Annotated in this window: 13 protein-coding genes; 7 read left to right on the forward strand and 6 right to left on the reverse strand. The window is 32.3% G+C overall.

Features of this window, described 5'->3' with window-relative positions; all coding sequences use genetic code 11:
• The first annotated feature begins 80 nt into the window (after window positions 1-80).
• From KHA98_RS08555 to KHA98_RS08585, 7 genes are all read left to right on the forward strand, one after another.
• Complete coding sequence (locus tag KHA98_RS08555; protein ID WP_213257199.1) at window positions 81-2516, forward strand: sensor histidine kinase; 2436 nt, start codon at window positions 81-83, stop codon at window positions 2514-2516.
• A 155-nt stretch (window positions 2517-2671) separates the two neighbouring features.
• Complete coding sequence (locus KHA98_RS08560) at window positions 2672-3415, forward strand: hypothetical protein (RefSeq protein WP_213257200.1); 744 nt, start codon at window positions 2672-2674, stop codon at window positions 3413-3415.
• 56 nt (window positions 3416-3471) lie between these two features.
• The gene (locus KHA98_RS08565) at window positions 3472-4086 is read left to right on the forward strand and encodes an isochorismatase family cysteine hydrolase (protein WP_213257201.1); all 615 of its coding nucleotides are present in this window, start codon (window positions 3472-3474) and stop codon (window positions 4084-4086) included.
• Window positions 4083-4613, forward strand: coding sequence for a hypothetical protein (locus KHA98_RS08570; protein WP_213257203.1), 531 nt, complete (start codon window positions 4083-4085; stop codon window positions 4611-4613). The genes KHA98_RS08565 and KHA98_RS08570 overlap by 4 nt, the downstream gene beginning before the upstream one ends.
• 90 nt (window positions 4614-4703) lie before the next feature.
• A complete protein-coding gene (locus KHA98_RS08575) occupies window positions 4704-5243 on the forward strand; it encodes a hydrolase (protein WP_213257205.1) in 540 nt (179 codons plus the stop codon).
• A 2-nt stretch (window positions 5244-5245) separates the two neighbouring features.
• Window positions 5246-6016: an alpha/beta hydrolase gene (locus KHA98_RS08580; protein WP_213257207.1), complete on the forward strand. Its 771-nt coding sequence runs from the start codon at window positions 5246-5248 to the stop codon at window positions 6014-6016.
• A 267-nt stretch (window positions 6017-6283) separates the two neighbouring features.
• A complete protein-coding gene (locus KHA98_RS08585) occupies window positions 6284-7345 on the forward strand; it encodes a BamA/TamA family outer membrane protein (protein WP_213257209.1) in 1062 nt (353 codons plus the stop codon).
• A gap of 335 nt (window positions 7346-7680) precedes the next feature.
• Here KHA98_RS08585 and KHA98_RS08590 read toward each other — a convergent pair whose 3' ends face one another.
• The 6 genes from KHA98_RS08590 to KHA98_RS08610 form a co-directional block, all read right to left on the reverse strand.
• Window positions 7681-8457 (reverse strand): sterol desaturase family protein, encoded by a 777-nt coding sequence (locus KHA98_RS08590; protein ID WP_213257211.1) that lies wholly within the window; start codon window positions 8455-8457, stop codon window positions 7681-7683.
• Between the two features lie 524 nt (window positions 8458-8981).
• Complete coding sequence (locus KHA98_RS08595; RefSeq protein ID WP_213257213.1) at window positions 8982-9473, reverse strand: CPBP family intramembrane glutamic endopeptidase; 492 nt, start codon at window positions 9471-9473, stop codon at window positions 8982-8984.
• Window positions 9474-9516: 43 nt separating this feature from the next.
• The gene (locus KHA98_RS22995; RefSeq protein WP_262898986.1) at window positions 9517-9639 is read right to left on the reverse strand and encodes a hypothetical protein; all 123 of its coding nucleotides are present in this window, start codon (window positions 9637-9639) and stop codon (window positions 9517-9519) included.
• A 183-nt stretch (window positions 9640-9822) separates the two neighbouring features.
• Complete coding sequence (locus tag KHA98_RS08600; protein ID WP_379731616.1) at window positions 9823-10284, reverse strand: ATP-binding cassette domain-containing protein; 462 nt, start codon at window positions 10282-10284, stop codon at window positions 9823-9825.
• Window positions 10241-11521 (reverse strand): HlyD family secretion protein, encoded by a 1281-nt coding sequence (locus KHA98_RS08605; protein ID WP_213257215.1) that lies wholly within the window; start codon window positions 11519-11521, stop codon window positions 10241-10243. Before KHA98_RS08605 ends, KHA98_RS08600 begins: the two co-directional genes overlap by 44 nt.
• A gap of 19 nt (window positions 11522-11540) precedes the next feature.
• The gene (locus KHA98_RS08610; protein WP_213257217.1) at window positions 11541-13757 is read right to left on the reverse strand and encodes a peptidase domain-containing ABC transporter; all 2217 of its coding nucleotides are present in this window, start codon (window positions 13755-13757) and stop codon (window positions 11541-11543) included.
• Window positions 13758-13824: the final 67 nt, after the last annotated feature.

Raw genomic sequence — 13824 nt, forward strand, 5'->3', positions numbered from 1 at the left:
TAATTTTCTAACAATTAAAAAATTGTTTGTCTCTATATTTGTTCCTCCAAAACCTATTAAAATTTAATTCAGAATCAACTATGAAACTATTTTACTCTTTTTGTCTGTTATTCGCGATTATATTCCATGCAGGAGCCCAAAATCCTTCACCTACAGAAAATTACGATTTAAAAAAGAAACGATTACTGATACAAACTTGTTCTGCCTATTTATACAATTCTAACCAAGGACAAATTGATGCCGACAGTTCTGTAGTTATAACATGTAAAGCGTATAAACTACCCGTTTCTTTAGCCTATGATGAAGGTTTTAATGACGGTTCTTACTTAATAGGAAATGATCTGATTGAGAAAGGAAATATCACTGCTGCAAAGCAACTTTTTGCCCGATCAAATGGCGAAAACAAGATAAAGTTGGCCTTGCAATTAGGAAACTTTTATTTATTTAAATCGTATGCAAAACCAGATGATTTACAAAATGCTAATCTGTACATCACAGAAGCGATAAAAATTAGCAATCAGTTAAAAATAACAAAATGGCAGCATGAAAGCCTAATGCTTTTGGGGAAATTTTATTTCCAGATTAATAATTATCCCGAAAGTAAAAAATGCTTTGCACAGGTTGTTTCAGAATGCAGAAAACAAAATGACAAAGCAGCACTTGCCTATGCTTTGCTTAATCAGGCATCTTATCAATACGACCTGGATCCTGAAAAAGAAAAAATCCTGAAAGAAGCGGAATCTTTGTACACTGCTCTCGGAAATGAAGAAAAAAAGATCGAAGTAAAAATGAAAATCTGCACGATCTATTTCTGGCATGGAAAAATTAACGATGCTAAGAAAATATTGTATCAGAATATTGCGGCTATGCGAAAAATCGGCTTTAGACAACAGCAATATGGAGAAACTACAATTTCATATATAGAAGGTGTTCAGTACAATGTGAAAAGTGCATTTTACTATGCCCTTAAAAGTGTCACCACCATGGAAAAGACAAAGGACTTCACCTTTGCTGATATTTTTTATATGCGTCTGGGATTAGTTTACCTGCAAATGGGACATTATAATGAAGCTACAAAAATGGCTGAAAAAAGTATAAAATACGGACAGGATATCTACAATAGCGGCAGTTGGTACAAAAGTTTTATAACAGCTACCGCGGCATTATCCCTGAAAGGAAAAAACAAGGAAGCTATTGCTTATTTGAATACTGTAACAAGTAAATATTCTCCTTCGAACAAATTAGATGAAATGCTGATTAATTTTGCTTACGGAAATTGCTACTGGAGATTAAAAAATTACGGCAATGCCGAAAAATATTTTGTAAAAGCAGGAAATGCTGCAGATGCTTTAGATACCCCGCAGATCTACCGTGACGTTTGTAATACCTACTCTTCTATTGCATTGTTTTACAGCGATCGAAATAATCTTCAAAAGACAAAACTTTATGCAGATAAAATCGATGCACTTTCAAAAAAATACAATAAAAAATACGATTCACAGGCACTTCAGGTTTCATTATACAAAATAGACTCGCTCAACGGTGACTTTAAATCGGCTCTAGAACATCACAAATTGTACAAAAAGCTAAATGATTCTCTTATAGATTATGCAAAAAACAAACAGATCGAAGAGCTTAAAATTCAATACGAAACAGCAAATAAAGAACAAAAAATCAAACTACTAGATAAAGAAACTGATTTACAGGAAAGTGCCTTAAAAAAATCAAAACTGTTGAATACCTTATCAATCTGGAGTCTGGTTTTGTTGGTTCTGCTCATTGCATTATTATACAACCGATACAGATTAAAACAACGCAATAATGCCGAATTAGAACTTAAGGAAAAAGAAATCAATCAGAAAAACATCAATCTGAATCATTTACTTGATGAAAAAGAATGGCTTTTAAAAGAGATTCATCATCGTGTAAAAAATAATCTTCAAACAGTTATCAGTCTTTTAAATTCCCAGTCAGCCTATCTTGAAAATGACATGGCATTATCTGCGATTAAAAACAGTCAGAATCGTATACATTCTATGTCTTTAATTCACCAGAAATTATACAATTCAGAGAATATTTCGACCATCAATATGCCCAATTACATCAAAGAACTGGTCGAATATTTAAGAGAATCTTTTTCGCTTGGACAAAGAGTTCGATTTGAATTAAAAATTGATCCGTTAGAGCTAGACGTTGCTCAGGCAGTTCCGCTTGGACTTATTTTAAATGAATCCATTACAAATTCAATTAAATATGCTTTTCCGGAAGACAGAAGCGGAATGATTTATGTCACGCTTGAAGCCACTACTGAAAATAAATATCTGCTGACAATTGCTGATAATGGAATTGGTTTTGATACTGATATCAGTGCCAAAAAAATCAACTCCTTCGGTTTGAGTCTTATTAAAGGATTAAGTGACGATTTGGATGCCACTTTTTCTATGGAGAATAATAACGGAACTATTCTTAAAATTGAATTTTCAAAAGAATTTCCAATTAACGAAAAAAGGAGATAAATGAATTGGCGAAATCTCACTAATCTAAATTTGTTTAGCGATATATAGCGCTTTTAAACTCATAAAAAAGCGCTAAAGCCTTAAGAACAGGCAATATTATTGGCATGGCATATAAATTGGTTTCCTAAGAAAATTAAACCTTAAAACCATTTAACATGAAAAAGTCAATACTACTGTTAATCGTACTCTTTTTAAATTATACTGTTGTAAAAGCCTGCGATAAATGTGTCGCATACAACAACAGTGATTTTAAAATAAAATCGGCCACAATAACCCACAAAGCAGATTTAGGTCTGACAATCTGGGATATTAAGGTTGAAGGAACCGCAGGCAAAACAATGCCTAAACCAGTGGGGCAATTAAATGGCGCTCCGGTTTTGGCATATGTTTTTCCTACTACTTTAAAATCTTCCGATATTGGTTTCGGTCAAGCCGAAGGAATTGTGGCGCTTGCTCTAACCTCTCATCCTGATTTTGAAGATACCCCGCTTTGGGATGAAAATCTGGACGGAAATTACCTTAATGATGGCTTAATCTGGCACGCACACTGGGTTTTATTAGTCGAAGATAAACGCGTTGGCGGCGGACTTTCCGTTAAAGAATTTACAAAGGGAGATCCAAATGTAATATTGCCACCCACAAATCCGGGAATGGCGATGTATATGGATAGTCCCGGTTTTAATATCGTAGCAAAAGGAAATTCTATAAAAGTTATTGTTCCCGATTTTAGAATCAACAATAAAACCAATTTCAAATTTGATGCAGTAAGCTGTTATATGGAAGTAAGCACTGGCGGAGGAGATTCTCATGAAGGTCAGGGAACTAAACCGATGCTTGGTGTTTACAAAGTTTACACGGTTGCCAGTGGTAATCTTTCATTACCCTATACTGTCAAATAAAAAAATTAGCATCATAAAAATAGTAGTAAACGGATTAATCTTTAAATCTATAGTGTATGGAAACTAATTTATTGAACAAAACGGCTTTAATTTTAATTGATCCATTTAATGATTTTCTTTCAGAAGGCGGCAAATTATGGGATACAGTAAAACAAACCGTGATAGAAAACAATGTGGTACCCAATTTGGTTAAGCTGGTTGCTGAATGCAGAAAAAATAAAGTTCAGATTATTTATGCCCCACACAGAAAAACGCAAAAAGGAGATTATTTAAACTGGAATTTTTTATCGCCCTCACACCTCGGAAGTTCCAAATTATCTCTTTTTGAAAAAGACAGTTGGGGCGGCGAATTTCATCCTGATCTACAACCACAACAAGAAGATCTAGTCGCTCAAAATCACTGGACAGCCAGCGGATTTGCCAATACTGATCTTGATTTTCTGTTAAAACAGCATGGCATAACACATATTGTTTTGGCCGGAATGAGAGCCAACACCTGCATTGATTCTACTGCGCGCTATGGAGTCGAATTAGGGTATCATGTCACTTTAATAAAAGACGGAATCGGTGCTTTTAATTGGGAAGAAATTAAAGCAACGGTAGAAACTAATTTTCCAAATTACGGACATACTCTGTTAAGTACCGATGAATTTATAGCCTATTTAAAATGAAACTGTTAGCCGAAAGCACATCCGTTGCTATTATTAATACTCCATTGCAACGAGTCGATTTAACTGAATGGCTTTTTACATTAAAAGATTCAGAATATAAAGCCTGTTCTCCAGATCATTTAGCCGCGGGAAATTCAATAACAGCCGATGGAAAAAGAATGTCTGTAAATGTGGAGCAAATTGCAGGAAATCTGTTAATTCAGCATTATGTAGAAGATATTAGTAAGAGAGATCATTGTCGTGTACAATCAATTTCAGATTCAATTGCAGGTGCGGGCAAAACCAAATTGCAGATTATCTGGGAACTGAAAATAAAAAATATTAATCCGGCAAGCTGTGAACTTTCTAATAATGTTAAGGTGAGCGCAACAACAGAATTTCTTGCTTTAATGAATTCATTAAATGTTACCGATTTACAACCTGTTGCCGATGAAATGCTGCAAAATTTAATACATCACAATAACGAAGAAACACCACTCTTTGCAAAAGACATTGAAGCAAAAGCAATCAAAGGGATTTGGAACTAAAACTTTAAATAACGTTTTAAATATATTGTAAATCAATATTTTACAATAATAAAAATTGTAAATTTAGTTTCACAAATATTCAAAATAATTATGCTTGTACAGGAAAACACCGGACTAATTTTAATTGACGTTCAGGGAAAATTGGCACGTATTGTATACGAAAGTGAAAAATTAGTCATGAATCTGGAAAAACTTATTCGCGGCTGCCAGATACTCTCTATACCGATAATTTGGGCAGAACAAAATCCGAGAGGGCTTGGTTCTACAATTCCTGAACTGGAAAAGTTACTGCCCAATCAACGACCATTCGAAAAATATACTTTTAATGCTCTTGATGATAACGATTTTGAAGAGGCAGTTTTGGTTTCAGGCAGAAAGCAATGGTTAATCTGTGGTATTGAGTCTCATATTTGTGTTTATCAAACGGCATTAGGGCTATTATCGTATAATTTTGAAACAGAGATTGTTACCGACTGTGTTTCTTCCAGATCAAAAGACAGTATTGACATTGCACTGAAAAAATTAGAGCAAAAAGGTGCCAGTTTAACAACTGTCGAAATGTGTCTTTATGAACTTGTAAAAGACTCACGACGGGAAATTTTCAAAGAAATTCTAACATTAATCAAATAATCATGTCAAAATCTAAAACTATTGTACTTATTCACGGCAATTTTGTAAACGACAACAGTTGGACAGAATGGAAACAGTACTACGAACAAAAAGGATATAAAGTATATACGCCTGCTAATCCCGGACACGATGGAAATCCTGCTGAATTAAGAGCAAAAGTGCATCCGGATCTTGTAAAAACCGGTTTTATAGATGTGGTAAACAATATCGACAAACTATTGAATACTTTACCGGAAAAACCTTTGGTAATTGGGCATTCAATGGCAGGAATGGCAGCATTAAAACTAGTCGAACTAGGAAAAGTGGCAGCCGGAGTAAGCATTGACGGAGCTCCTCCAAAAAATGTATTTCCTCCGTTTCAAACACTAAAAACGGTATTACCTGCTTTCGGTTTCTTCTCTACCAATAAATATTTTATGGGAAGTAGAGAATGGTACGACTACGCCTTTTTTAATACAATTCCCGAAGCAGAAAAACAAAAAGCTTTTGACAAACTTGCAGTGCCGGAAAGTTATAAAGTGAGTCGAGAATTGGTTTTAAACTCTTTTTCAAATATTGATTTCAAAAAATCTCACGAGCCTATTTTATTTATTGGCGGTGGCAGCGATCACATCTTCCCTCCTAATTTAACACAAACGATAGCCGGCAAATATAAAGACAATGCGGGACGTGTTGATATTAAAATATTTAGTGGCAAAAGCCATTATATCTGCGGAGAACCGGGTTGGGAAACTGTAGCAGATTATGTTTTAAACTGGTACGAATCTTTATAATTAATATAGTTTAAAGGCGTTAGTTGCAGTATTCTGTCTTAAAAATATATTTTTATTTTTTTGAGACAGAATGCTTCTCTGCCTATTAATATTCTACACAGTAAAAACTAAATACGACATAACAACATTTAATTCAATGAGTTAAGATTATTTTATTTAAATTTACAAGTGTCAGCAAAATTCTTCGCTGATTATTTTGGAATATCGCAGGACGTCCTGAATTTATTACACGCAAAAATTTAAGTGATACAAAATCTTTTGATAAAAATGAGAAATCTTCTACTCCTGCTCTTTCTATTCGTTTTTATTACTTCTTCATTCGGGCAAACAAAAACCGATTCTATTCCCAAAAAAGAAAAGAAAATAGAATTAAGGGTTATGCCTTATCTGAGTTACAATCGTAATCTGGAATTTATGTTTGGTGCCATTCCGATGATGATGTATAAAGTCAACGAAAAAGACACCATTTCTCCAAAATCATTATCAGGAATGTCAGCCATTTATACCACAAACAAATCCTATTTTGTGGCACTATTTAACAGATGGTATCTTAAGGAAGATAAATGGCGCGCAAAATTTTTCTTTTTTACCGGAAATCAGAATTCTCAGTTTTTTGTTGATGATGTCGAGCAACCTGATTTTTATGATTACGGAACCAAAGTAACCATTTTTAGTCTTGGTATTCAGCGCAAAATTGTTGGTAAATTTTACGGCGGACTTTCCTATACCTATTCACATTACAATACAGTTTATGAAGACGATATTTCGCCATCCTCAATTTCGCATAGTAATGCTTTAGTTGTAAATCTTTTGTATGACACAAGAGATGCCGTTTACTACCCTACTCAGGGTTATGAAATTAAACTGGACTGGTCTTCTTATCCAAAATTCATGGACAATGATCTGGCTTCGAATCGTATTTCTATGGAAGGCAATAAATATTTCCCAACACGAAAAGGGAAAGATGTTATTGCTGCCCGAATCTACGGAAAATTTGGTCTTGGAAATGTCGCTTTCGAACAGCAAAGTACAATAGGTAATTCAGACATTCGCGGATATTCTGAAGGAAAATATCGCGGAGACGGACTTATGGATATTCAGGGTGAATATCGCTATAATTTTGGCAAAAAAATGGGCTTAGTAGGTTTTGCAGGTATAGCCACAATTTACGGTTCTGATACACCAAGTTTTGACTGGAAATTATATCCAGGTGCCGGAGTTGGATATCGTTACAATCCATTTAAAAAATCAAAATTCAATGTTGGTTTAGATGGCGCCGTGGGTAAAGGTGACTGGGGCGTTTATTTTAGAATTGGCGAAGCTTTTTAAATAATTACATTAAACCCATTGGTTGAAATTATAATGGCTTCATTAAGCAAAAAAACAATTGCATCTATGTTCTGACGGAGGTAAATAAAAATTAGCGCAGAGTTCGCTAAGGAATTTTAATTCTGATACTAATCAAAATCTATATAGTAAGTTCGCAAAGTTATATCTACACAAAGCTTTGCGAACTTTTTCATTGTAATGATTCTCAAAAAACTTTGCGCTCTTTGCGGTGAAAACGATTCGATTTTTTTATTTTTTCTTCAGAGATTAAAATTCATTCTTATTTAATCATGTAACTATATACTATAACCATATTACCCAACGGATTACATTTATTATTCCGGATTGGCATGAATATCTTTAAACAAAAGCATTTGACCAATCCTGGATGAAGCTCCATCATAAAAACCGGTTTCTTTCGCAAACTCCTTTGGATTACGAAATGTACCAAATAGGATATCAAACAAAGGCAAATCAGAATAATTGTAAGCATGAACTCCTTTCTCATGATGCAAAGAATGCGATTCGGGACGCTGAAAAAAATACCCCGCCCATTGTGGTGTTTTAATATTGGTATGTTGAATTACCGATAGAAATGTTGCGCCATAGATTGCATAAATTGTAGCCTCTACGGTAAATCCGCCAATCCAAACCATGGCAAGACTAGTTAAGAAAGTAAATCCAATCATATCCATCGGACTAAAAAAGAATGTTCCATACGTATCAACGCGTTCTGCACTATGATGCATTTGATGAAAAACCCGCCACAATAAATTGTTTTTGTGCATTGCACGGTGCCATACATATACTCCAAGTTCAAAAAGAAGCAAAGCAACTAAAGCGCCCCAATAATTACCCAAAAATGTCATATCAAACAATTGATAATCTGCCAGATAATTATTCCAGATTAAGGGTAAATAAGACGAAATAAAAAAATAAATAATAAAGGCAAAAATCCCCCTGATACGCCAATATTTAACCGTAGGTAATTTTCTTCCCGGAAAAATAATCTCAACCGTCATTAAAATAAGAAAAATAGAAATGACAATAATTGAAGCGGGATCCATCAGGATTTGCCAGGGCGTCGGAAGTTGCAAGAGATTTTCAAACATACCATTTAGCTTTTAAGAGTTATTTTGGATCGTCATACAGACGATTATAATTTGTAAAACGAAAATAGTTTTCGAGTCTCACAAACGTAGTTCCAATGGGGTGCTAGAGGCGTTTGAATGATATTTAGGCAGAAATTCTGTTGAAGAGTGTTAATAATAAAAGACTCAATTCATTGATTTACAATACTATTACAAATATAATTAAAATTTCACTTTATTTAACGTACTCCATTTAAAATCAAGTATTTATCTTATGTATTCTAATTTAAAATAAAAAGGACTAAATCGAATACCATATTCAATTTAGTCCTTTTTAATACTTACAACATACTAAACCATATTGAAGGTTTAATAATAGCTAAATACTATTTTAGAAACAGCCCGAAAGCATATCCGCATAGGTATACAAATACTAAAAAATAAATAGCAACAAATATAATTTTCAATGGTGATGTTAATTTCATAAATCTATAATATTTGAGTTAATAAAAGGTATATAATCTGAGTAAATGTTATTATATGAATTACTTTACAAATAGGTAGCCATATAAATTATACAAAGAATGTAATAAAGCTGTCAAAATAAAATACCAGGAACTTCTGGATTTACTTTTTATATAAAATGCATTCAAAACTAGAGCACTAAAAAATGTCATTACAACATAAATTAAACTATAAAAATGACACAATCCAAAAAGTACACTGGGCAAGAGTATTTTCAGAACTTCACTTTTTACTTTTAATTTCTCAAGAATCTTATTTGGTGTATACTGCAAAATTCCCGTTTCACAGATGGGGCCAATAATCACAGCTATCGAAAATTTCTCCCAATATGAAAAATCTTTCAACCCATTTTCAGTCGTATTCACATAATGAACATAATTATCATTTATCCAATTAAAAAAATAACCGTTTATGATAGCTAAGAATAAGCAAAAAAGGAATAATTGAATTAAATATTTTTCTTTTTGGAAAACGGAAACTGTAGTATCGTTTATGAGTTCTTTAGTAATCATATTTTTTTAGAAATTGAAAAATTAAATTATTGGCTAATATTCACTATTTTGCCAATGCAGCGCCAAGCAACGCTCCTTTTTCAAAAAACCATATTGAAGCAACTAAAATAAATAAGCTTAGTCCCATTAAAAGCCATAATTTTTTGTTTTTGTTAGTCTTTGTCATAATTGTTTGTTTTAGATTTTATTAAGGATTATTCATACAGCGAGAAAAGTATATAGCTTTAACATAGTCCCTAATCGTGTTTAAACTCATCTTTTATTTGTACTCGTAATATTACAAAAAAGCGCTGTATTTTTTAAACTAAACTTTGTTTTTTCCATAATTCAAAATACTTTTCTTTTTTTTCTAATAAGACTTGATGCTTTCCAGATTCAATGATTTTACCATTTTCAAAACTAGTATTTGATCTGCGTTTGCAATTGTACTTAAACGATGCGCAATAATAATGATGGTTTTACCACGCTTTTTAAAATCCTCTATAGCCTGTTTGACAATCATTTCAGAACTTGTATCTAAAGCTGAAGTAGCTTCATCCATCAATAATATCTCAGGATCTTTATATAAAGCTCTCGCAATCGCAATTCTTTGTTTTTGACCTCCCGAAAGCATAGCGCCATTTTCCCCAATCTCGGTTTCAAAACCATTTGGCAATTTCTCTACAAATTCTGTAATTCCCAACTGTAGATTTTGTCTTTCTCTTTTCCAAGCCCCATATTCATAAAGTATTATTATAACATCTTTTATATCTTCAATAAATGCAAATTTATCTTCTAAAAATATCTCTGAACTGATATAACAGTCTTTCAATTAGTCTTAAATCCTCCGTTATAATTTCTGCATTTCCTGACATTTCTTGCTGAAACGGAATCTTTTTATGATAAGTTGTTTCTAGTTTTTTAGGTAATTGTACATCAATCCATAGATTACCATCTTTATCCGGTGTTAAAGAAATATTTTGAATCTTACCTATTAGCATTCCAAATTGAGTATCTGGAAAATTTGCTAGTCGAATATTTACTTCTTGACCAATTTTTATTTTTCCAGAATTCAAAGCTGCCGCTTTTAATTTTCCTATATACCCATTGTCTATAGTAGGAATAATAGAAAAAATATTATCCCCTGCATTAATGGTTTGATTGGCAGTCCAGATTTGTGAAAAAGATACCTTCCCCGCAACAGAAGATTGCAATACATATTGTAATTCCCAATCTTTTATTACTTTTTTTAATTGATAAATGGCTTGCGTTTTTTCACTTAATAAATTAACTTGTTCCTTCGTTCCATTTATCGTAATGTTTTTTCTGTTTTTTAGATTATCATTTAAATTTGACTTTAATTGCGAGATATTGCTTAATAAACTTCTGTAACTTTTCTCGCTTTGAATATAATTCAATTTCTTGTTTTCGAAATCCTGTGTCGAAATGACTCCTTTATCAAACAAAATTTCGTATCTGTTTAGGTCTTTCTTTTGCAAAAATAATTCACTTTCATTTATTGATTTTTGCTGTTGTAATAGATTCAGCCGGGTTTTAATTTGTGTCGTTTCAATGTTTTGAGCATTTCCTTCTACCTGAAAAGGTTTTAGGTCAATATTTAACTTATAAGCAGTATAAGCAGTATGAAAGTGAGCATAAGTATTTTCAATATCCCCAAGTTGAGTATTTTCCAATTTTTTAAAATCAAAATTGATACCATTTGAATATTCTTTTAATAGTTTTTTTAATAAAAAAATATCTTCATAATTAGCTGAATTTTGTATGATAGCTAGCGGTGTATGTTTTTTAACAATCATTTTATTTGAGATCAAAATAGTTTCAATTTTGCCTGAAGTTCGAGCTATTACTTTTTCTGGTGGAATATTAGTTGTAATAGTAATTTTTGCAAAAACTATATCAGGATATTTTATAAACCAAGAAGAAAAAAGCAACATTAAAATTATTCCAGAAGCAACAACTGTTCCCCAGCGAATCATCCAATTAGGCACACGGGTAAGAATTTCCTGAACCTCTTCACTTCTCAGTAATATATCTTTATTTTCGGACATTATTTCATTGTTTTTTATCTTAATTCCCTAATTGTAACTGGTTCCTCACTAATTCATAATAACTTCCCTTTTGCTTTATTAACTCTATATGATTTCCTATTTCAATAATTTTTCCTTTTTCTAAAACAACGATTTGATCTGCATTTATTACAGTAGTTAATCGGTGTGCAATTACTACTACAGTCTTATTTTTAAAAAAAACATCTAGTTTATGCATGATTTCTTTTTCATTATTAGTATCTAATGCGGAGGTAGCTTCATCAAAGAATAGCATTTCTGGATTTTTATAAACTGCTCTAGCAATAAGTAACCGTTGTTTTTGGCCTGTACTCATTCCAACACCTTCCATACCTATTTTTGTGTTGTAACCTAAAGGTAAACCTAAAATATAGTCATTAATATTAGCCATATCGCATGCATACACCAAACGTTTTTTGTCAACTGAATCACTACCAATAGCAATATTATTGGCTATGGTATCATTAAAAATAAAACCTTCTTGCATTACAGTACCAACATTATAACGCCAAGTTTTTTGAGCTATTTTTTTTAAACTGACCTTTACGTTTTCTCTCTTTGTAAATGTTGGAACGAGATTTATTTCCCCATTAGTAGGTTCATAGAATTTTAAAAGTAGTTTTATTAAAGTAGTTTTACCACTTCCGCTAGTTCCTACAATCGCTGTCATTTTATGGGCAGGAATAGTAAGATTTAAATTTTCCAAAACCGGAGCCTCAGTACCGACATAGCGAAATGACAAATCTTTTATGACTATGTCAGAATCTTTTGGAATATCATGTATCTGATTTTCTTCTTGTTGTATTTCATCATCTTTATCATGAATTTCGGACAATCTTGCAAGTGATATTTTAGCATCTTGTAATTCGTGAGTGAAGCCGATGAGTTGTCCAACAGGACCATTCAAGCTTCCAACAATAGAACTAATTGCCATCATCATTCCTAGTGTTATCTCTCCATCTACAACCAATTTTGCAGATATAAAAACTATAAAAATATTCTTCAATTGATTTATAATTGATGACCCAAGTTCTTGAGTTTGCCCAAGAATCATTCCCTTTATTGAAACACGAAATAATCTTGCCTGTACGTATTCCCATCCCCATCGCTTTTGCTTCTCGGCATTATGCAACTTTATTTCTTGCATTCCATTAATAAGTTCGATCACCTTACTTTGTTCTTGACTTACTTCTGAAAACAGTTTGTAATCAAGAATTTCTCTTCGTTTTAGGAATAAGATGAGCCAACCAAAATAAACTAAGCTACCTCCAAAATAAATAACAAATATTTGTAAATTATAAAATGCTAAAACGCTACCCATAATAAACATATTAACGATAGAGAACATTACATTTAACGAAGAAGTGGTCAAGAGTTTTTCTATTCTATGGTGGTCGTTAATGCGTTGCATAATATCACCCGTCATTCTCACGTCAAAAAATGAAATAGGCAAATTCATTAATTTAATAAAAAAATCTGAGATTAATGAAATGTTTATACGAGTAGAAAGATGCAATAAAATCCAACCTCGAATAAGTTCCAAAAATGTATTCCCAAAAAAAATAAATAGTTGAGCAAACAAAATTAGATAAATGAAATGGATATTATGATTTTGTATTCCAATATCCAAAACACTTTGTGTGAGAAAAGGGGTAATAAATTGTAATAAGCTACTTATTGACAATCCAATACATAGCTGAATTAAAAATGATTTATAACGTGTAACGTATTGAAACAATAGACCAAAACCAAAGCCTTTTTTGTTATCCTTGTCAAATTCAGATCCAAAAAATTTTGGAGTTGGTTCTAGTAATAAAGCTATTCCTTCATTCGTAGTTTCATCTGCATTGTGTCCAATCCATAATTTTAAAAACTCCTCTTTCTTATAATTTATTAATCCAATCGCAGGATCTGAAATAAAAAAGACATCCTTCACGATTTTATATAAAACCACATAATGTATTTTGTTCCAAAACAATAAACAAGGCAATGGCGCTTCTTCTAGCTTTTTTACTGAAATTTTTAATCCTAATGTCCTGAACCCAATTTTTTCAGCAGCATCACTCAAAAACATTAAATTACTTCCTAATCTAGTTGTCTCACTGTAATCTCGTAAATCTTGAATATTTATAATTTTACCATAACTTTTTGCTATAATTTTCAGGCATGTTGGACCACAATCCTTGCTTTCTGTTTGAAGATAATTTGGAAATTTCAATGTTCAGGGTGTTATTCTTTATTATATTTAAAACTTAATATGTCGTTTTTGTAGATATGAGAAAAAG

The sequence above is a fragment of the Flavobacterium branchiicola genome, from assembly GCF_018383905.1.
Classification (GTDB): Bacteria; Bacteroidota; Bacteroidia; order Flavobacteriales; family Flavobacteriaceae; genus Flavobacterium; species Flavobacterium branchiicola.

Coding starts and splice junctions, on each gene's coding strand:
- KHA98_RS08580 (WP_213257207.1), top strand. CDS start 5,246: ATGTCAAAATCTAAAACTATTGTACTTATTCACGGCAATTTTGTAAAC.
- KHA98_RS08585 (WP_213257209.1), top strand. CDS start 6,284: ATGAGAAATCTTCTACTCCTGCTCTTTCTATTCGTTTTTATTACTTCT.
- KHA98_RS08575 (WP_213257205.1), top strand. CDS start 4,704: ATGCTTGTACAGGAAAACACCGGACTAATTTTAATTGACGTTCAGGGA.
- KHA98_RS08605 (WP_213257215.1), bottom strand. CDS start 11,521: ATGTCCGAAAATAAAGATATATTACTGAGAAGTGAAGAGGTTCAGGAA.
- KHA98_RS08595 (WP_213257213.1), bottom strand. CDS start 9,473: ATGATTACTAAAGAACTCATAAACGATACTACAGTTTCCGTTTTCCAA.
- KHA98_RS22995 (WP_262898986.1), bottom strand. CDS start 9,639: ATGACAAAGACTAACAAAAACAAAAAATTATGGCTTTTAATGGGACTA.
- KHA98_RS08560 (WP_213257200.1), top strand. CDS start 2,672: ATGAAAAAGTCAATACTACTGTTAATCGTACTCTTTTTAAATTATACT.
- KHA98_RS08570 (WP_213257203.1), top strand. CDS start 4,083: ATGAAACTGTTAGCCGAAAGCACATCCGTTGCTATTATTAATACTCCA.
- KHA98_RS08565 (WP_213257201.1), top strand. CDS start 3,472: ATGGAAACTAATTTATTGAACAAAACGGCTTTAATTTTAATTGATCCA.
- KHA98_RS08555 (WP_213257199.1), top strand. CDS start 81: ATGAAACTATTTTACTCTTTTTGTCTGTTATTCGCGATTATATTCCAT.
- KHA98_RS08590 (WP_213257211.1), bottom strand. CDS start 8,457: ATGTTTGAAAATCTCTTGCAACTTCCGACGCCCTGGCAAATCCTGATG.